This is a genomic window from Ferrimonas marina (assembly GCF_900129905.1).
In the GTDB taxonomy this organism is placed as follows: Bacteria; Pseudomonadota; Gammaproteobacteria; order Enterobacterales; family Shewanellaceae; genus Ferrimonas; species Ferrimonas marina.
Genome location: NZ_FQXG01000007.1, coordinates 107,252 through 126,057, shown reverse-complemented (window position 1 = coordinate 126,057; position 18,806 = coordinate 107,252). Strand labels below are relative to the sequence as shown.

General features: G+C 59.7%; 18 protein-coding genes and 1 tRNA gene. 10 read left to right on the top strand and 9 right to left on the bottom strand.

Going from position 1 to position 18,806, the window contains the following annotated elements; genetic code table 11:
- Nucleotides 1–55: 55 nt before the first annotated feature.
- Entirely contained in the window at nt 56–706 is a 651-nt protein-coding gene (locus BUC04_RS17050; RefSeq protein WP_067663778.1) for a hypothetical protein, read from the top strand.
- The gene (locus BUC04_RS17045; protein WP_067663775.1) at nt 703–1,353 is read left to right on the top strand and encodes a DUF2913 family protein; all 651 of its coding nucleotides are present in this window, start codon (nt 703–705) and stop codon (nt 1,351–1,353) included. Before BUC04_RS17050 ends, BUC04_RS17045 begins: the two co-directional genes overlap by 4 nt.
- Before the next feature lie 2 nt (nt 1,354–1,355).
- Here BUC04_RS17045 and BUC04_RS17040 read toward each other — a convergent pair whose 3' ends face one another.
- The 5 genes from BUC04_RS17040 to BUC04_RS17015 form a co-directional block, all read right to left on the bottom strand.
- Nucleotides 1,356–1,649: an ArsR/SmtB family transcription factor gene (locus tag BUC04_RS17040; RefSeq protein WP_067663772.1), complete on the bottom strand. Its 294-nt coding sequence runs from the start codon at nt 1,647–1,649 to the stop codon at nt 1,356–1,358.
- Nucleotides 1,650–1,727: 78 nt separating this feature from the next.
- Nucleotides 1,728–2,654, bottom strand: coding sequence for a permease (locus BUC04_RS17035; protein ID WP_067663770.1), 927 nt, complete (start codon nt 2,652–2,654; stop codon nt 1,728–1,730).
- A 158-nt stretch (nt 2,655–2,812) separates the two neighbouring features.
- The gene (locus BUC04_RS17030; protein WP_067663768.1) at nt 2,813–3,685 is read right to left on the bottom strand and encodes a DMT family transporter; all 873 of its coding nucleotides are present in this window, start codon (nt 3,683–3,685) and stop codon (nt 2,813–2,815) included.
- A 496-nt stretch (nt 3,686–4,181) separates the two neighbouring features.
- The gene (locus tag BUC04_RS17020; protein WP_067663763.1) at nt 4,182–5,024 is read right to left on the bottom strand and encodes a RelA/SpoT domain-containing protein; all 843 of its coding nucleotides are present in this window, start codon (nt 5,022–5,024) and stop codon (nt 4,182–4,184) included.
- A 216-nt stretch (nt 5,025–5,240) separates the two neighbouring features.
- Nucleotides 5,241–5,858 (bottom strand): glutathione S-transferase family protein, encoded by a 618-nt coding sequence (locus tag BUC04_RS17015; protein ID WP_067663757.1) that lies wholly within the window; start codon nt 5,856–5,858, stop codon nt 5,241–5,243.
- A gap of 355 nt (nt 5,859–6,213) precedes the next feature.
- Here BUC04_RS17015 and BUC04_RS24215 point away from each other — a divergent pair, with 355 nt between their 5' ends.
- A complete protein-coding gene (locus tag BUC04_RS24215) occupies nt 6,214–6,348 on the top strand; it encodes a hypothetical protein (protein ID WP_268762542.1) in 135 nt (44 codons plus the stop codon).
- A complete protein-coding gene (locus tag BUC04_RS17010) occupies nt 6,339–6,518 on the top strand; it encodes a hypothetical protein (RefSeq protein ID WP_143165777.1) in 180 nt (59 codons plus the stop codon). Before BUC04_RS24215 ends, BUC04_RS17010 begins: the two co-directional genes overlap by 10 nt.
- Before the next feature lie 201 nt (nt 6,519–6,719).
- On the opposite strand, the gene BUC04_RS23735 is transcribed toward BUC04_RS17010, so the two are convergent.
- The gene (locus tag BUC04_RS23735; RefSeq protein WP_143165776.1) at nt 6,720–7,160 is read right to left on the bottom strand and encodes a hypothetical protein; all 441 of its coding nucleotides are present in this window, start codon (nt 7,158–7,160) and stop codon (nt 6,720–6,722) included.
- A 475-nt stretch (nt 7,161–7,635) separates the two neighbouring features.
- Between BUC04_RS23735 and BUC04_RS23730 the strand changes: the two genes are divergently transcribed.
- Nucleotides 7,636–7,965 (top strand): hypothetical protein, encoded by a 330-nt coding sequence (locus BUC04_RS23730; protein WP_143165775.1) that lies wholly within the window; start codon nt 7,636–7,638, stop codon nt 7,963–7,965.
- Nucleotides 7,966–8,251: 286 nt separating this feature from the next.
- Here BUC04_RS23730 and BUC04_RS17005 read toward each other — a convergent pair.
- Nucleotides 8,252–8,327 (bottom strand) — tRNA-Arg (locus BUC04_RS17005).
- A gap of 105 nt (nt 8,328–8,432) precedes the next feature.
- Nucleotides 8,433–10,013, bottom strand: a complete 1,581-nt coding sequence (locus BUC04_RS17000) for a phospholipase D-like domain-containing protein (protein WP_159437702.1) — start codon at nt 10,011–10,013, stop codon at nt 8,433–8,435.
- Between the two features lie 437 nt (nt 10,014–10,450).
- Between BUC04_RS17000 and aqpZ the strand changes: the two genes are divergently transcribed.
- Nucleotides 10,451–11,146 (top strand): aquaporin Z, encoded by a 696-nt coding sequence (aqpZ, locus tag BUC04_RS16990; protein WP_067663743.1) that lies wholly within the window; start codon nt 10,451–10,453, stop codon nt 11,144–11,146.
- A gap of 73 nt (nt 11,147–11,219) precedes the next feature.
- On the opposite strand, the gene BUC04_RS16985 is transcribed toward aqpZ, so the two are convergent.
- Complete coding sequence (locus BUC04_RS16985; RefSeq protein ID WP_067663740.1) at nt 11,220–12,344, bottom strand: flagellar assembly protein T N-terminal domain-containing protein; 1,125 nt, start codon at nt 12,342–12,344, stop codon at nt 11,220–11,222.
- 127 nt (nt 12,345–12,471) lie between these two features.
- Here BUC04_RS16985 and BUC04_RS16980 point away from each other — a divergent pair, with 127 nt between their 5' ends.
- The 4 genes from BUC04_RS16980 (at nt 12,472) to ptsG (ending at nt 18,717) form a co-directional block, all read left to right on the top strand.
- Nucleotides 12,472–13,140 carry a FlgO family outer membrane protein gene (locus BUC04_RS16980; RefSeq protein ID WP_067663736.1) on the top strand — a complete coding sequence of 223 codons (669 nt, stop codon included), beginning with the start codon at nt 12,472–12,474 and terminating at the stop codon, nt 13,138–13,140.
- Nucleotides 13,140–13,580, top strand: coding sequence for an LPP20 family lipoprotein (locus BUC04_RS16975; protein WP_067663734.1), 441 nt, complete (start codon nt 13,140–13,142; stop codon nt 13,578–13,580). Before BUC04_RS16980 ends, BUC04_RS16975 begins: the two co-directional genes overlap by 1 nt.
- 648 nt (nt 13,581–14,228) lie before the next feature.
- The gene (gene ptsP / locus BUC04_RS16970; protein ID WP_067663731.1) at nt 14,229–16,817 is read left to right on the top strand and encodes a phosphoenolpyruvate--protein phosphotransferase; all 2,589 of its coding nucleotides are present in this window, start codon (nt 14,229–14,231) and stop codon (nt 16,815–16,817) included.
- Between the two features lie 19 nt (nt 16,818–16,836).
- A complete protein-coding gene (gene ptsG / locus BUC04_RS16965; protein ID WP_073326026.1) occupies nt 16,837–18,717 on the top strand; it encodes a glucose-specific PTS transporter subunit IIBC in 1,881 nt (626 codons plus the stop codon).
- The last annotated feature ends 89 nt before the right edge of the window (nt 18,718–18,806 follow it).

Sequence of the window (18,806 nt, the reverse complement as noted above, 5' to 3'; positions counted from 1 at the left end):
AGACGCGTTATTCGCTAGGATTGCCGTTTTCAGAGAGTCAGTGAAGGAACGGCCCATGGGGCGCATTCGTCGTTTTGTTAGTGTTTGCCTGATGGCTGGCCTGTTCAGCGGCATGGCCTGGGCCCAGCCGGTCACGCCGCTGTCCGATGATGAGCAGACCAGCGTGCTCAAGGTGCAGCAGCGCTATACCCTGGGCCCCAATGATCGCCCCCGGGATGCGCGCCAGCTGACCCTGTTCCAGGCCCGTCGCAGCGCCAGCCACTACCTGGCGGAGCAGGAGATGATCCAGACTGCGCCCTCGTTGCCGGCGGCACAATGGCACACCCTGATCGCCGCCTACCTGGAAACCGTGGCCAGCGAAGACCAGCATAGCGTGGATTGGGAAGGGATGGATCAGCTCGAGCTGAGCGCCCGCTTACGTATCGCCAAGCCCACCCTGCAGGCGGCGTTGAGCCAGGTGCAGGGGGATGCAGCGGCACAGCAACAGCTGCAGGCCACCACCCGCACCCAGCGCCATCTGCAACTGCAACTGCGGGATCTGCAGGCCCAGATCCATCAATGGCACGGCGAGCAGAAAGCCGAACTCAAGGACCTACGCCAACAGCGACTGGCGCTGCTCAAGCAGCTGGAGCGTGAGCGTCAGCAGCTGCGCCAGCAACTCAATGCCACCCGTTTACCCGCCAGCCCGGAGGCGTCCGCTCAATGACCAGCCCCTTTGCACTCGATATCCTCTCCCTGGCCCAACAGGGTCTGACTGAACTGGCCCAATCCCAGGCCAAGGGACGCACCGCCAAAAGCCCCGCCAGCGAGGCTCACTATTTCAGTGCCTGGGTCACCCTGGCGATCAAGCAAAAACGCTTCCCCCATAGCAGCGCCGCCCAGCTTAAGGCCTGGCAGAAGCAGGCCCGTACCAAGGGCCAGGGGGCGGCACTCAAGCAGGTGTTTGAGCAGATCGTAGCGACCTACGGACCGCTGTTTGAGAACCCGGAGAAACCGGTATCGATGCGCCAGTTCGAAGCCCTGGCGGAGCAGCTGGATGAAGCGGGCTGGGTGGTTGAGCCGGAGCAGGAGATCGATGGCACCTTCGTCCATCACACCGATGGCCAGGGCTCCCTGGTGCTTTGTGCCCGGCAGCAGAAGGAGCACTTCGTCGATGACGATGCGCTGGTGAAGCCGGTATCACTCTATGTGCGGGGCGATATGCGGGCCTTTGTCCAGCTGGCCTTTGACCAGGGGTTGTTGCTGCACAAGGTCACCGATTACAAATCCAAGGTGAAGTACCACGGTGAGTACCTGGTCTATCCGGGCAACCGCGGCACCATCCTGGCGGAGCTGATCCAGCCCGGCCAATAGCCTTACTGCTCGTCGGCGCAGCACTGGTCCTGCAGGTAGGCCACCAGGGCATCGAAGCGGTCGTACTGAGCGATGCAAAACAGGGTGCGGCCATCGCGCTGCTGTTTGACCAGCCCAGCCGCCATCAATGCGGACAGGTGGTGCGACAAGGTGGAGCCGGGGATCCCCAGCTCCTTCTGCAGGCTGCCCACCGGCAGGCCCTGGTAGCCCGCTTTGGACAGCCGCTTGTATACCGCCAGTCGGGCCGGGTGACCCAGCTCCTTCAGTGCCTTGGCGTGGTATTCCAGAAGTTCCATATTGTGTCCAGTGCTTGGGGGCTTAGGGCCAATTATTCCATAGTTTTGGGGATATGGCCCTAATGCACCGCAACGTCATTACAGCAGACTGAACAGCAGGCCAGCGCTGAATGCCATGGTGAAGATGACGGCCAGAAACGCGATGATCATCTGGCTGCGGAACAGGGTCTTGAGCAGGATCACCTCGGTGATGCTGGCCCCGGCGCTACCGATGATCAGCGCCATCAGCGCCCCCATCCCCATCCCTTTCAGCTGCAGCGCAGCTGCCAGCGGGATCATCGCTTCGGCACGGATATAAAGCGGTACCCCGACCACCGAGGCGATGGCAATGGACAGCGGACTGTCGTTGCTGGCGTATTTGACGATCAGATCCTCTGGAACGAAGCCGTACACCAGCGAGCCGATGGCCACCCCCAGCATCAGCAGTGGGAAGATCTTCTTAAACTGGGCCCAGGTGTCTCGCCAGATCCGCTGCCAGCGCTCGCTGGCCTTGGGGGCAGCCGGGGCACCGCAGCCGCCGGATTGGGCACCACAGCCGGTCGGCCTGGCGTTTACCACCTCCTGGCGGACGTAGTGCTCGAAGCCCAGCTTCTCCAGCAGAAAGCCCGCCAGTACCGAGATCCCCAGCGCAATGGCAAAGTAGATCAAGGTGGTCTTAAGGCCAAAGGTCACCCAGAACAAGCCGATGATGATGGGGTTGAGCAGCGGGCTGGTAAACAGAAAGGTGATGGTGGGGCCAAAGCCCGCCCGGGCCTTGAGCAGCCCCGACAGCATCGGGATGGTGGAGCAGCTGCAAAAGGGGGTCAGGGCGCCAAGCAGGCCAGCGGAGAGGTAGCCGCGGCCCCCTTGGGAGCCGAGGATCGATTGTATCTTGCCGGCCGGCAACCACTCCATCACCAGCCCAATGATAAAGCTGATCAGCAGAAACAGCAGGGTAAGCTCCGCCGCTAGGAACAGGAAGAAGCCGGCGGTCTCGGACAGTTGGGTGTAGAAGGCTTCAGACATAATAATTCCACAAAGTTCGAAGTGTTGAGTCAAACAAAAGCCGACGCCTGAGCGTCGGCTTCAGTCACTGGCGACTAGGATAGGGCCGGGTAGTGCTCATTGTCAAATTTCTAGATTAGTCGAAATGTATTTTTGGGGGCCATGGCCGTTCACTGGCCCTAGAACCACATCACGATGATGGCCGCCAGGGCGATCAGCACCAGGCCCAGCATATCTTTCACCCTGACCTTCTGCTTGAGCCACAGGTTGGCGATCAGCAGGGTAAAGAACACTTCCACCTGGCCCAGGGTTTTGACGTAGGGCACCGCCTGCAGCGACATGGCGGAGAACCAGCCGATGGACCCCAGGCAACTGGACAGACTGGTGAGTCCGGTCAGCCGGGGTCGTTGCCACAAGGCGACAAGGGTGGCGCTGTCGCGCCAGCTCAGGTAGCTCAGCAGCAGCAGGGTTTGCAGGCTCAGTACCAGCAGCAGCACCCAGGCGGCACGATGGGGGAAGGGTAGGTCGATGCTAAGGCTGGCTTCGCGCACCCACAGCGAGGTAAGGGCAAAGGCGGTGCCGCAGGCCAGGCCCAGCAGCACCGTGGCCGGGGCCAACTGGCGCCAGCTGCCGGGGCTGGAGAGCAGAAACACCGCCACGGCCCCCAAGGCAATGCCGAGCCAACCCAGCAAGCTCAGATGGGTGCCGAAAAACAGCATCCCCAGCACTGCCGCCACCAGGGCTTCACTCTTGGCTAGCCCAGCCCCGACGGCGAAGTTCTTCATCTGGAACAGCTTTACCATCAGCCCGGTGGCGAGGATCTGCATCAGTGCCGCACCCACCACAAAGCCGGTAAAGCGGGGATTAAGCTCAAGCGGTTCTACCGGCTGCCATTGGTACAACAACCACAGGTAGAGCCCTGCCAGTGGGGCGGCATAGAGGAAACGGGCCAGAGTCACGCCGGCGACGCTGACCTCACGACTCAGCTCGCTCTGAAAGGCGTTACGCCAGGCCTGCATAAAGGCGGCCATCAGGGTAAACAGCACCCACATGGTGAACACTTCCTTGTGACGGGGCCTTCAGGGTAGCGCAGTTAAGGGGGGCAGCGCACCTGTGGCCGCTGGCGTTTCAGCCTAGCTTGGTGACACGGCTAGACAGCTCGGTCTGCCCCATGGTGCAGGATGGGCCCATGAGCCTACCCGGTAGCTGCACCAGACTGGGGGATAGGGGGATGGCCGAGGACTTTTCTGGTGGTACAGGCACCGACTGGGCCGGCACCAGGGGCGCCGGGCTGGGCGCCAGGGACTCAGATTTGACCGGCAGTATGCACGCCGGCCAGCGTTGATAGCCTTTTTGTGAATGCTGGTTCAGGCAACAGCCCGACAGCAGTGTCATGCCAAGCAGACACACCCAGATCCGCATCTTGACCTCCTTACATCTCGGCAGCGCATCAAGCCGGACAACGGGTCAACTATTGAGTGTGGCGTATACGGGGCAAAAGGGCAGGTGGTTCGCAAAAAAAGCCCCGCTCGGAGGCGGGGCAAAAGGTTAGGCTGATTTGGGCAGCGCTAAGGAGTGAACTGGGGTGAGGTGGTGATGCCAGGCGTTGGCATAGAGCTGCATCGACTGCTGTTGCAGTTGGGTGATGCGATGCTGGTCAAACTCGTTGCGATCGCTCTGACGAGTCAGGGCCTGGATCTGTTCATAGATGTCATGCTCGGCGCCGTTCTTAACCTGGGCAATGGCATCGAGGTGCAGTTGCAGCTCCGCCAGGTGGCCACTTTGCGGCAGGCGCACCACCAGGTTGAGGTCACGGTAGCCGTTGGCTTTCGGCGTTTTAAAGCGGTTCTTCAGGCGCACGATCTCCACCGACTCGGCCACGGCCTGGTGCAGCTCCACTAGGGTGGCTACGTCATCCGCCACCAGCGAGGCGCGGGCCAGATCGGTCAGTCGGGCGGCGTCACCATCCAGGTCGCCGTGCAGCTTGGCCTCGGCGCGGGCCTGGGATTTTACCCCGGGAACCAGTGCCTCGGCGTGGTATTGACCGGCCAGGGTTTGGGTCAGGGCGGCCAGCTCCTGTTGGGCCAGCTCAGCCTGGGCCATCAGGGTGGCGAAATCATTGCTGTCCTGGCGCGGGTAGGCATCAATGGTTTCTGCCGCGTACAGGGCGCGCAGGGATTGATAGAAGCCTTCACTGTCCTGCTGGCTATGGCCCAGGGGCAGGTGGCGATAGGTTTCCCGCTCTTCGCGGGTGATACGAGGGCCAAGGGCATTGGTGCCGTTGGCAATGGCCAGGGTATGGCCGGTACCCACCGACTGGGCCGGTGCGGAGAAAGCGGAGGCGCTACTGACCAGCAGCACCATCATGGCAGTTTGTAGCAGCTTGAACATTCAGACTCCTCAAACGAGTTGACATGAGCCGTCCCGAAAAGGGGGGAAGGGGGCGTTGCTCACGCTTCGACAGGAATCAATGTACTGATCGGGCAGGGGCTTTGCACACACTACCGGCAGGATCATCAGACCTTGTACAGCTTTGTTACACCGCGCTGGCACGGGCCTCCGTGCCAGCGGTTAAAACCCTTTATTGAATGAACGAGTTAGCCAGGATCAGGTGAGATTGAGGGTTTGCACGGCCGGTCGGGCTTCTATCCGCTCCATCCAGCGAGCCAGGTGGGGTGAGTTCACCTCGATATCAAAGCGCGGCAGCATCCGTACCAGCACATAGGCGGTGATGTCCGCCACGCTGTAGTGTTCCCCCGCCAGGTAGTCGGCCTCGCCCAGTCGCCGTTCCAGTTTGGGCAGAAACTCCTTAAGTCGCAGCAGCGCCTCGTCACCCCAGGCGCGGATACAGCGCTCCCGGTCGGCGTAGACGCCGGTGGTATGGCGAAACGCCTGGAAGGCTATCTGCAGGCCGTAGATCTCCACCACTCGGCTCCACATCTCCACCTGGGCCTGCTCCAGCGGGGTGCGACCAAACAGCGCCAGCTCATCCGGGTGTAGGGCATCGAAGTAGCGACAGATGGCGATGGACTCCACCAGGCAGGTGCCGTCGTCCAGCTCCAGCAGGGGGATCTTGCCGGTGGGGGACTTAGCGGCAAACTCCGGCGTCAGGTTGTCCCCGGCGCGGACGTTCATTGATACCCGCTCCACTTGGATGCCTTTTTCCAGCAGGAACAGGTTGACCCGCTGAGCACTGGGGGTCATGGCGGTTTCATAGAGCTTCATTGCGGCTTCCTTGGCAAACAGGCTAAGGGCTCAGCGTAGCGCGAATCGGCAGGGAGGCAAACAGGCGCAAAGCGGGTACGGCCCGGCATGGTGTATAGCCTAGGATTCAATGGCGGAGACCCGGCGCTCCTGGCGACATCCCCGATACCGCCTTCAAGGCTGTTTTAGCTCACAATACCCATGCCGTGGCGTGTTCTGACTCATATCACAACCTGGGCTTCTGTTTTCATAGCTTCGGTGTGGTACCCGATGCCGGTTCTCCCTGCTTCAGGCTGGCCGTGGCACCGCACCAACTATAAGGGGCTTCTGGACGTAATAGAGGTTGGAGGCCAAGCAAAGTGGTCAGGGGGAGACGATGAAAGAGATAAGGGCAATTGCAGAGCTGGTCGTGCTGGCGGTGGCAGCTTTGGCGCTGGCCTATTGGGCTGGGGCGAGTTCGGCAGAAACCAGCGGCTATGAATTTGGCTATTGGTGGTCCCGATGGCAATAGAGACAGTCACCGCCATCTGGGTGGTCCTGCTGATGAGCAGTGTCTGGATGTGGAACAACCGCAAATGGGCCGACGAGGTGGAGTTTTGGAAGGAAGCGGCCCTCAAGGAGCAGGAGCGAGCGGATAACGCCGAACTGGCGATCGCTGAGCTTATCTCCGATATCAGTTGAAAGGGCAAAAAACATCGATTTTGCCGAAAAGTATGATGGGGTAATTAGAGAAATAACACTAGCATACACCACATGAAATTTGAGATGAAAAAAGTCTCAGGTTAACTCTACCAATGACGATGAGTAACTAGATTGGCGATAACTAAAATTGGATTGTCCGATGGCATAAATACCATCGGACATGCATGTCATATTACTAGTCTATAATTCGCTCGTTCTGAAGATAAAGGGTACACACTCTTGTCTTAGAGTACCAGTTCTAGCGTCTCTGACAGTTTCTTTACGTCCTTGGAGAAAGTAATTCACTCCGGGTTCGAAGTTGAGTTGGGCTTTGCCGGTACCACGAACAATACCATCGATAGATGTTCCGTGTTTTTTTCCTTCATTATAGCAGTCAATAGAAACAGTCTTTACTCCTGGGTCAACTAGTGCTCGAGTAATGAAAAGTCCTGGAGCTTGCCCATCAATGCTCTTTACTTTGATACCATGGATGCCAGGAGATTGAGCTACATTGTGCCACCTGACTCCGGATAAAGAGGACTTGTCTGTACCCTCTTGCTCATACATGTCGGCGACTCTTGAAGAGCAACCTGTAACAAACAAAGCGACTAAAGGAATGGTGATCAATCTCTTGAATTTCATTTTGCTATCCTGTTAATAGAAAACATTGAATTTAAAGCATTACAAACATACCTCGTATAAATGTTGTATCAAACGGTAATCATATTTAGGATGTTTTTTGTACAAACAAATATCTACACATTTGACTGGTGTTACTATCCACTCTTTTCAGGTTGAATAGGGTTTGGTGAGTGTTATGGCCAAGTGGTGGCAGGTCTTGTGACCAGCGCTTGACTCACTCATTAGAATGAGGCGCAAGGGAGTAGGATTAAGTGAAGGTAAAAAACCAAAAAAAGGTTCTATCTTCTGTCCCTACTTGAGTGTGGAATCTAGTACCTTTGGCAGGTCTCATTTAGAGATGGAATGAAGTATATTACATCTATGGTGATTGAATATGATTATTTATTCGAGCCGCACGTTGATGCGAGTAAGTTGCTTGTCTTTCTTTGTATGTCTAGTTAGTGCAAACCCTGCAGAGTCAAAGGAGTATATACACTTGGAGACCAGCTCAGGGAGCATTAGAAGTATTTATCCATCCTTGACAATTCATAATTATGGAATGGGACACTTATCAAATGCAGCAAATGTAAATGCAAATGCTGTTGAAGAATTACTTCATTACCTTAGCAATAATGAAAAAAGAAATTTGGAAAAGCACTGCGGTTCATTAAACCTTAATCATGATAAGATCTATTATGGCTTCGATAATGTGTCAATTTCCTCTCGCCAGTTTACTGAAGCCAACGTTAATTATTCCGGAGGTAAGGATTGGAAGTTTGGTCAGGAGGTATATATTATATATAACTTTTACTGTGCTTCATTGTGATGGTAGTTGCCATTAATGAGCTTAGGTGACAGGTTCAGGCGAACTGAAGCAAGTCATCTTGTGGAGTAGCTAAGCTGTATCTCTTTGCAACTCGGTTCTTCTTTTAAAGTGCCCTTTGAATCTATCGAAGGGCTAATGGAGTTGCATAGGCCTTTGGCCGTTTGGCGAAGTTAAAAGTCTTCACTCTGCTGTTGTAGAGTGGCTCATGATTTCTATAGCTTTTGGAAGTGAACATCGGCTCGATGTTTAATGTTGTAATACATTGGATTTTCGCGAGAGGCGGAAGTGGCCTCCCCACGAGGACTCGAACCTCGATCGGCCGCTTAGGAGGCGGCTGCTCTATCCTGTTGAGCTATGGGGAGAGAGCCACATTCTAGCTAGGTTCATTGCCGAAATGAAAGACTTAGCCGGTGATTGGATACTTCCTGCACAGCGGCTCAAGGACCGTTCTGTTTGCCTCGTCACCGCTAAAGCTGGCTCTCAATGGGTATCCACCGGTAGAGGCTGTCTTTGACCCTCTGGCCCGTGCCTTGGGCTGGCTGGCGCTCAAGCACCTGACCATCCGCGCCACGCCATATTATCTTGCCATCTTGTTGATACTGCAGTTGCCAGGCGTTCTCCGGCGCCTTCATCTTGAGCAGGTAGTCGCGGATCGCCACGGCCACCGGTTCTGAGTCGATCAGCAGGCCGTTCTCGGTGTTGATCACCAACGCCCTGGGATCGAAGTTGAGGGAGCCGACAAAGCTACGGCGGCCATCGGCCACCATGGTTTTGGTATGGAAGGAGATGAACTTGGCGGTCCCCAGTTCCGGCTCTGCCAGGGATTGCACCTCGGTGTCGGGCTGGTGATTGAATTCGTACAGTCGTGCGCCCGTGGCGAGGATATCTTCACGGTATTTGCGGTAATGGCTGTGGGCAATGGTGTGGTTGTTCGAGCCCAGTGAGTTGGTGATCAGGTGTACCTCGATACCCCGCTCTGCCTTCTCAGCCAGTGCATCCAGGAAGTTGTCCACCGGGATCAGGTAGGGAGAAGCCAAGATGAGCTCGTGCTCGCTCGGTTGCGACATGTAGGCCAGCATATCCACCAGCCGCAGATTCTCACCGTCAATGGCCACCGGGTCATCCTGCATAAAATAGCCTTTGCCGCTGAGCCACCCCTTGCTGCGCTGTGTCAGCCATGGGCCCCACTCCTGCACTTCGATGGGGTAGAGCGACTGTCGCTCAGCTCCCTTGTTGACCCGCTCTCGCAACCAGGTTCGGAATTTTTGGTGTGTCTTCGGGTCGACCGAGTCGGTGAAGGCTTCGGCCGGGAAGACGATGGGATCGTTCCAGTACTCATCGAAGGCGCTGGCCAGCTCCGGGATAACCTGGCCTATCACCAGAACATCCAGATCGACAAAATTGTACTTATCGCTCAGGCCAAAATAGGCGTCACCGATGTTTCTGCCGCCGACGATGGCCACCTGCTTGTCGGCGATCATCAGCTTGTTGTGCATGCGCCGGTTGAGCTCCTGAAACGAGGAGAGCCAACTGAACATGCTGCGGATGACGCCGTCCCGTCCGGGGATCGGGTTGAACACGTGGATCGAGAGGTTGGGGTGTTTGCTGGCAATGGAGAGCCCTTTGCTGCTGGCGCTCAGGCCAAAATCATCCACCAGCACGCGCACCCGAACACCGCGGTCGGCCGCTTGCATTAAGCGTTCAAACAACAGATCCCCTGCGGTGTCATCACTCCAGATGAAATACTGCAGATCGAGCGAGGTGGTGGCAGAGTCGATCAGCGCAAGGCGGGCATGCATCGCCTCGTCGGCGCGGCTAATCAGGCTGAATCCAGAGTGCCCCTGCGGGTGTTGCTGCACGAAGCCAGCTGCCAGTTCCTTCAGTGGCCCATCTTCGGCGGCGGGCAGGGAGTAGGTTGGTGCGACATGGGAGCTGTCGGGAAGGCTACTGCACGCCCCTGCTGCCAACACCAGCAGGACCAGAGCAAAGGTTTTAAGCCAATGAGAACCGGCCCACCCGCAGTGCTTAGCGAAGTGCGATGGACTCAAAACTCGGTGTTCTCCCGCAGCTGTCGTACTGATGACATTGATGGGGTCGTCATCGCAAGCCTGTCCTTTTGCTTTATGATCTGGATGATGGTGTGAAGTTTTTATCGTTATCGACTGGTTTATTCTGTCCACATCCGGGGCCGAATGGAAGAGCGCTGCTGCGGTAAAGACAGAGCCTCGGCGAGTCTGGCCCATTTGGGCAGGGCGGTAATTAGGGCCTATGGCCTCCCATAGACAGTTTGGCTCAGCCTGGCCTGAGACCTTTCATGATTGGGCACCGAAGCCGTTTAAGAGGAACTTGCTTGCCCCAAGGCCGTATATCGCCCCTCTTTTCACTGCAAAGTTCTCTTTTCTCACGGATCTCTTCTAGTCTCAGTGACCGAGGCCGGTGTAAATCAGGCAACGCAAGGGCGCGCCGCCGGCCAGGGAGGCATGGAATGCAAAAATATCTGGCTGAATGCATAGGCACCTTCTGGTTGGTGCTGGGCGGCTGCGGCAGCGCGGTGCTGGCGGCGGCCTTCCCTGAGGTGGGGATCGGGCTGGTTGGGGTCTCCTTCGCGTTTGGTTTAACCGTCTTGACCATGGCGTTCGCCATCGGCCATATCTCTGGTTGTCATCTAAATCCTGCGGTGTCCGTAGGGCTGTGGGCCGGCGGCCGCTTCCCGGCCAATCAACTGCTGCCCTACATCGTTGCCCAGGTGGTGGGGGCGGTGATTGCCGGTGCGGTGCTCTATGTCATCGCTTCAGGTCAGGCCGGATTCGATGCCGCCGCCAGTGGCTTCGCCAGTAACGGCTATGGCGAGCACTCCCCAGGTGGCTATGGCTTTACTGCCGCGCTGGTGTGCGAGGTGGTGATGACGGCGATGTTCCTGGTGGTGATCCTCGGTGCCACAGACTCACGGGCCCCGGCGGGCTTTGCCCCCATCGCCATTGGCCTGTGTCTGACCCTGATCCACCTGATCTCCATTCCGGTCACCAATACCTCGGTCAACCCGGCTCGCAGCACCGGGGTGGCGCTGTTTGTCGGCGATTGGGCGGTGGCGCAGCTGTGGTTGTTCTGGCTGGCCCCCATCGTCGGTGCGGTGATCGGTGCGGTGTTGTACAAGGCGATCGGCAGTGGTGGCGACGAGTAAGACCAGACGGCAAAGACAAAAAAGGCCAACCCTCGGGTTGGCCTTTTTCATGGCAGCTATTGGCTAGCTGAAATTAGCGGCGGCTGACCCGCTGGACCCAATCGCCCCGCTGCACCCCCATCATGGCGCTGGCGCCATCCAGACGGGCACGGGCGGACTCAGGGTGAACCTGCTCTACGGTCATCACCAGGCCGGAGTCGCTGCCCCAGGCTCCCTGCTGATGCACCAGCTCGAGCTGATCACCGGGACGGATGCCGTTGCGCAGGCCCAGATCCAGGATCACGGTCTCCTGGCTCAGCTGCACAATGCGGCCCTTCAATGGCTGACAGGTCAACAGGCCATCCACGTCGGCCACCATCTCAAAGGTGAGGCGGCGCAGCTCTTCGCCAAACTCGGATGACCAGAACCGCTCGGTGGCGGTATCGGCGATCTCCTGGCGTTTGTAGGGCCAGTCGGCGGCGCTGCGGTAGCGCTGTTGCCATACCCGTTCACCACTGAAGCTGTCGTACAGGCGGGCTTCCAGGGCGATGGTGCGGTTGGCGGTGCGCTCAAACCAGCCCAGGCGCTTCTTGGGCTGGTCGACGCTGACGTCGTCGATGATGACGTTAAGTACGTACTGGCTGCCATCTTGCTGGCCCAGCTCGGTGATCCAGTGGGGCTGAGGCGGGATAAGGTCCAGCCGCAAGTCATCCCGTACCTTGGCAAAGGCGAAGTGGGACTCACCACTGAGGGTGTTGCCCAGCAGCCGGCTCAGGGCGGCATCCAGCTCGTACAGACCACCAGGTACCAGTTGGTCGCGGTAGCGTACCTCGGCCCGGGGCACGGAGATGGCGGCGCGGCCGGACAGGCCACGGCAGTTGGGCTCGGAGACGTGGGCCAGTTCGACCCGCAGGCGCACGGTGAGCTTGTCGCCCTGGCGCTGCTCCGACAGCAGTTCCATGCTGCGCACCTGGGTGCGACTCTGCCAGCTCATCTCCTCCTGCTGCAGCACGCCGTTCTGGCTGGCCTGGTTGAAGTCCACCATGCCCCCCTGGCTCATCACCGCCTGGGCCAGGGCCCGGTCGATGGCTCGCTGACGCGCCTCCTCCTCGTTGTTGTTAACGATGGGGGCCTCGCCGCTCACCTCGATAGGCAAAGCGGTGGCGCAGAAGCTGAACAGCGCCAGCAGGGCGGCGACCAGTCGGGCAAGGGTTGGCATGGCAGCGGCAACTTTTCCGGTAAAAAGACAAAGATGGGGGATTATAAGCAAGCCTTGTGCCTAAAGCTTTGGCTTTGGCGGCCGATAGTCTGGTTCAGAAGGCTCCATTATCTGTCAGAGGCTGTTTATGCCCCGCTATCCCTCTTTGGGCGGCGTACGACGACAACTGCGTCGTGCCCTGCCGTTGCTGCTGTTGGCCGGACTGGCCGGCTGTGCTCAGTTCGGCGATGAGCACCGCCACTTCGATTATGAAGAGAACGGCAAACCCTTGCCGCCCCAGGGGGCGGTGAATGAGTTAGCCGAACGCATTGCCGCCGATCTGCTGCGCAATCATCGTGAGAACGAAAGCGACAGCGTGCTGGCGGTGACCACGCCGGTGATGCTCGACCAGTATGACCGCAGTAGTGCCTTTGCTCTTCAACTGGGTGAGGCGATGCTGTCGGCCCTGCATCAGCAGGAGGTGCAGTTGGTGGATCTCAACGGCAGCGATCGAGTGCGGATCAGCCCGCGGGGCAACCTGCTGCTTAGCCGTGATGTCAGCATGTTGGCCAGCCAGCTGCCGGTGGACCAGGTGCTGGTCTCTACCGTTGGGCGCAGCCGCGATGGGGTGCAGATCCACAGCCGCATCCTCAGCGTCGGCGATCGCCAGGTGCTGGCCACCAGCCAGACCTCGGTACCCTGGCAGAAGCTGGCGGAGTTCTTCCAGCCGTCGGGCCAGGTGAGCATGGAACATGGCCGACTCTACCGTCATGACAGTGCCGGCCAGGGGATGGTCGTAGAATGGGAGGATCGTTGATGAGAGCCTGGATTGCCTTAGTGGCTGTGTTGCTGGCCGGCTGCGCCAATGATCGCCACGTCGAGTACGAAACCCTGGCGCCGGACACCTTCCCGGTGCTGACCGCCACCGGCATTGCTCCGCTGTCGAGCCAGCTGGGCAGTAACGACGAAGAGAAGATGCGCCGGGCGATGCGGGCCGCCAAGCTGGATGCCTACCGCGAGCTGGCGGAGCAGGTCTATGGTCAGCACATCCAGGGCCAGAGCAACGTCAACGAGATGGTGCTGCGTGATGACAGCTTTCGCGCCCAGGTGGACGGGGTGATCCGCGGCGCCCGGGTGGTGCGGGCCTATCCGGTGGGGGACAGCTACGTCACCGAAATGGAGCTGGACTTTGCCACCGTATGGGCGCTGTACCAACAGCAGCCGCGCCAGCGCATCAAGAAAGTCACTTACTATTAGGTCACCGGCTACCACCGGACTGGAAGCGGGCGCATTGTCGCCCGTTTTTTTGTGCCTTGTTAACGAAGCTGATGAGTTCAATGGCCTCTCGACTAAGTTGCTGATTACGCATAAGGTAGAAAGCGCTTACATTTTTGCCTTGTGGGTCGAAAAGCCAACAACCAATCACTAGGGCAACAATTCCGTAATCCCGCTGAGAAAGGGGTGGTGAAACCAGCCGCGTTAAGGCTGGTTTTGTAGTAAATAAACTACAAAGTCGGGTGCAGCCTGAGAAGAAAAGTACGCCTTTGTGGCCTTTTTTTCGCTTTAGGTCTGGGCTTGGCGCAACAATTTGGGATAATTTGAGCCTCGTAGCGGCTGGGTCCATGGCGATGCACAAAGATGCACAAGCCTGACCACCCCGATGTCGAGTCTGGTGCGGCCGGCCACTCTGTAAGGTTGTGTAATTTCAACATCAGGCCTGGTCAGAGTGTTGGCTGAATCACTGAAATCCATCGGCGATCCGCTACTGTTGCCGAACAATAGACTCAATGCCCGGCAGTGGGCTGAGGCGTGGGGAGTTCACTCCCTTCAGCCGGTGAGCGGGCACTCACCGGCGTGGCGTCACACGGCAAAGACAGAATTCAAAAACATAGGACTTAAGTACCCATGACCGTAGAGAAGCCGGCAGTGTTAAGACTGCTCTCGCCGTTCACCGGTGTTACCTGCCCCCTGGCGCAGGTGCCGGACCCGGCGTTCGCTCAGAAGATGGTGGGAGACGGCTTTGCCGTTGACCCGACGGACAACGTTCTGGTTGCGCCCTGCGACGCCACCGTGACCCAGATCCATCCGTCCCGCCATGCGGTGACCCTGACCACCGAGCAGGGTATCGAACTGTTGATCCACATCGGTGTGGACACGGTGAAGCTGCGCGGTGAGGGCTTTAAGGCCCTGGTTCAGGAGGGGGAAAAGGTCAGCGCCAAGACCCCGTTGGTGGAGGTGGACATGGATCCGGTGGCCCAGGGGGTGAAATCCCTGCGTACCGTGGTGCTGCTCACCGATCAAGACCGTATCGCCAGCCTGACCGCCACTGACGCGGACTTTGTCCAGGCCGGAGACCTTTTGTTTAAGGCCGAGCTGAAGGGCGTCACCGAGATCGCGGTGGATGCCGCCGAGATGATGGCCTCTGAGCCGGTGACGGTGATCAATCCCACCGGCATCCACGCCCGCCCCGCTGCCGCCATCGTCGCCATCGCCAAGCAGTTTGGCAGTGCCATGATGGTAGAGAAGGAGGGCAAGCAGGTGAATGCCCGCTCCGTGGTCGCCCTGATGGGCCTCAACATCGGCTTTGGTGACCAGGTTAAGGTGCTGGCCCACGGTGACGATGCCGAGGCCGCCCTGGCCGCCCTGGTAGAAGGCCTTAAGGCCGGCCTGGGCGAGGAGGGCGCCGATCCCAGCGCCGTGGTCAAGCCGGTTGCGGATAACAGCTTTGACATCCACGCCGAGCCCTCGCTGCTGATCCAGACCTCCAACGACGAGCGCAAGGTGCTGGGGATTGAAGCCTCTGCCGGTCAGGCCAAAGGCACCCTCTATGTCATTGCCTCCGAGTTGCCGCCGGTGGCGCAGCAAGGTGGCGAGACCAACGAAGAGAAGGCCGCGCTGGACAGCGCCATTGCTGCCGCTAACCAGACCCTGGCGGACTTCATCCTTGCCCTGCGTAACAAGGGCATGGGCCAGAAGGCCGACATCTTTGTCGCCCACCAGGAGCTGCTGGAAGACCCGGACGTCTACGACAATGCCGTGCGGATGATCCAGGACGGCAAGTCCGCCGGTTACGCCTGGCGTACCGCGGTGGAGACCCAGGCCGATACCCTGTCTCACATGGATAACGCCCTGCTGGCCGGCCGTGCTGCGGATCTGCGCGACGTCGGTGGTCGGGTAGCCCGGGTACTGGCGGGCCTGTCCCAGGAAACCATCCCGACGGATCTGCCGGAGAACACCATCCTGGTGGCCAAGGATCTGACCCCGTCGGATACCGCCAACCTGGACCCCAACCGGGTGCTGGCCATCGCCACCGTGCTCGGCGGTGCCTCCAGCCACAGCGCCATCCTGGCCCGCGCCATGGGCATTGCCGCCATGGCCGGGGTCGAGGAGCGGGTGCTGTCTCTGCATGGCCAGGCGGCGTTGATGGACACCGCCAAGGGCTACCTGCTGCTCAATCCCAGCGAAGCGGAGCTGGCCGAGCTGGCACTGCAACAGCAGCGTCAGGCGGAGGTCAAAGCCGCTGCCGATGCCGCCAAGGATGAGCAGGCCTTTACCGAGGACGGCGTCCAGGTCGAGGTGGCAGGCAACATCGCCAAGGTGGCCGACGCCGAGAAGCTGGTGGCCAAGGGCGGTGAAGCCGTCGGCCTGCTGCGCTCCGAGTTCCTCTACGAATCCTCCCAGGTATTCCCCTCCGAGGCGGATCAGGAGCAGGCGATTCGTCAGGTGCTGACCACCCTGGGTGAGCGCCCGCTGATCGTTCGTACCCTGGATGTGGGTGGCGACAAGCCGCTGCCCTACCTGCCGCTGCCCGAGGAGGAGAACCCCTTCCTCGGCGAGCGTGGCATCCGGGTCGGCCTGGATAAGCCGGCGGTGTTGCGCCAGCAGCTGCGGGCCCTGCTTAAGGCCGCCGAGGCCGGCCGCCTACGCATCATGTTCCCGATGATCGCCAGCCTGTTCGAGCTCAACCTGGCCAAGCAGATCCTCAATGAGGAGGCACAGAAGCTGGGCATCGATATGAGCAACATCGAGGTGGGGATCATGATCGAGGTGCCCTCCGCCGCGGTGATGGCCGATCTGCTGGCTGAGCATGTCGACTTCTTCTCCATCGGTACCAACGATCTGACCCAGTACACCCTGGCTATCGACCGTGGTCACCCCAAGCTGGCGGGCATCGCCGATGGCCTGCACCCGGCGGTGCTGCGCCTGATCCAGATGACCGCCGATGCCGCCCACCGGGCCGGCAAATGGGTCGGAGTCTGCGGTGGTCTGGCCGGCGAGAAAGACGCTGTGCCGCTGCTGGTGGGCCTGGGCATCGACGAGCTGTCCTGCTCTGTGCCGGTGATCCCCGAGGTGAAGCACCAGGTGCGTGGCCTCAGCAAGACCCAATGTGTTGAGCTGGCGGGCAAGGCGATGATGTGTGCCGACGCCAAGCAGGTGCGGGAGCTGATGAAAGCCTTCCACGCCGATCACGACGCCAACAGCCACTGCGCGTAACTGACGGACGAGAAAAACAATGAGTAAATTTAGTAACGCCTTTGCGGTTCTGCAGAAGGTCGGTAAGGCCCTGATGCTACCGGTGTCCGTGCTGCCGGTGGCGGGGATCATGCTGGGGGTCGGTGCCGCCAACTTCGAATGGCTGCCGAGCATCGTCTCCCATCTGCTGAACGACGCCGGTCTGGCGGTGTTCGAGAACATGGGCCTGCTGTTCGCCATCGGTGTGGCCCTGGGCTTTGCCAAGAACGACGGGGTGGCAGCCCTGGCGGCGGTGGTGGGCTTCGCCATCATGAACCGCACCATCGGCATGATTGACGCCACTACCATCGAAGGGATCACCGCCGCAGCCAGTCAGGCCGCTGAGGTGGCGGAAGCGGCGCTGCTGGCGCTCAATCAAGCGGTGGCCGCCGGTGCAGATGCGAGCGTGCTGGCCGGCCTGAGCACCGATCTGGTCAGTGCTAACGAGGCCCATGCCGCGGCGCAAAAGCTGGTGGATGACCACAACCCGGTGGATACCGGGGTTCTCGGCGGCATCATCGCCGGTGGTGTTGCCGCCTGGGTGTTCAACCGCTTCTTCAAGCTGGAGCTGCCGGTCTACCTGGGCTTCTTTGCCGGTAAGCGCTCGGTGCCGATCATCACCGGCTTCGCCTGTATCCTGGTGGGCTCGGTGATGTTCGTTATCTGGCAGCCCATCGGTGGTGCCATCGACGCCTTCTCCCACTGGGCTGCCTACCAGAACCCCACCGTGGCGTTCGGTCTGTATGGCCTAGTCGAACGTTCGCTGATCCCCTTCGGCCTGCACCATATCTGGAACGTGCCCTTCTTCTACGAGGCCGGCTCCTTTGTCACCGAATCCGGTGAGGTAGTGCGTGGCACCATCCCGCGCTACATGGCAGGCGACGAAACCGCCGGTCAGCTGGCTGGTGGCTACTTCTTTAAGATGTTTGGTCTGCCGGCGGCGGCTATTGCCATCTGGCACAGTGCCAAGCCTGAGAACAAGGCCAAGGTGGGCTCGCTGATGATCTCGGCGGCACTGACCTCCTTCCTCACCGGCATCACCGAGCCGCTGGAGTTTGCCTTCCTGTTCGTTGCCCCGGTGCTCTACGCGGTACACGCCCTGCTGGCGGGCTCCGCCTACGTGGTGTCCAACATGCTGGGCATCGTTCACGGCACCTCCTTCTCCCACGGTCTGATCGACTTCCTGGTGCTCAGTGCCAACGCCCAGAAGATGCCGCTGATGATCCTGGTGGGCCTGTGCTACTCCGCCATCTACTACGTGGTGTTCCGGGTGGTGATCCAGGCGCTGGATCTGAAGACCCCGGGTCGGGGTGATGACGAAGCTGAAGAGGTCGAGGTGGGCGAAGGCTCCGAGCGCGCCCGTAACTTTATCGAGGCCTTTGGTGGTCCGGGTAACCTGACCAACGTCGACTCCTGCATCACCCGTCTGCGCATGAGTGTGGCGGATCCGGCCCTGGTGGACCAGGCTCGCCTGAAGCAGTTGGGTGCCTCTGGAGTGCTGGTGTCCGGCAACGCCATCCAGGCCATCGTTGGCACCATCGCCGAGATCACCAAGACCGAGATGGAGGAGATGCTCCAATCCGGTGGCTACACCGCCTCTGCGGCCGCCGCGCCGGAAGCGGTTGCCGAGGTGGTGGCCAGTGACGCCGACCAGGCTCAAGCGGCTAAGCTGCTGGCGCAGCTGGGTGGCTTGTCCGAGGTCAAGGCGGTTGCTGACAACCGCCTGCGGGTGGAGCTGGCGGATACCGCCGCGCTGGATGCCGAGGCCCTCAAGGCCGCCGGGGTACAGCAGGTGGTGGTGATGAACGGCAGCGTCGCTCACCTGCTGTTTGCCGACAACACCGCCGGTCTGGGTCAGGCGCTGCAGGCCAAGTTGGCCTAAGCCCTTAGCTCCGTCACACGAAAGCCCCCGCATCAGCCGATGCGGGGGCTTTTTTTGTGGCTTGTCGAGTGGAGCGAGATGGCGGTCGC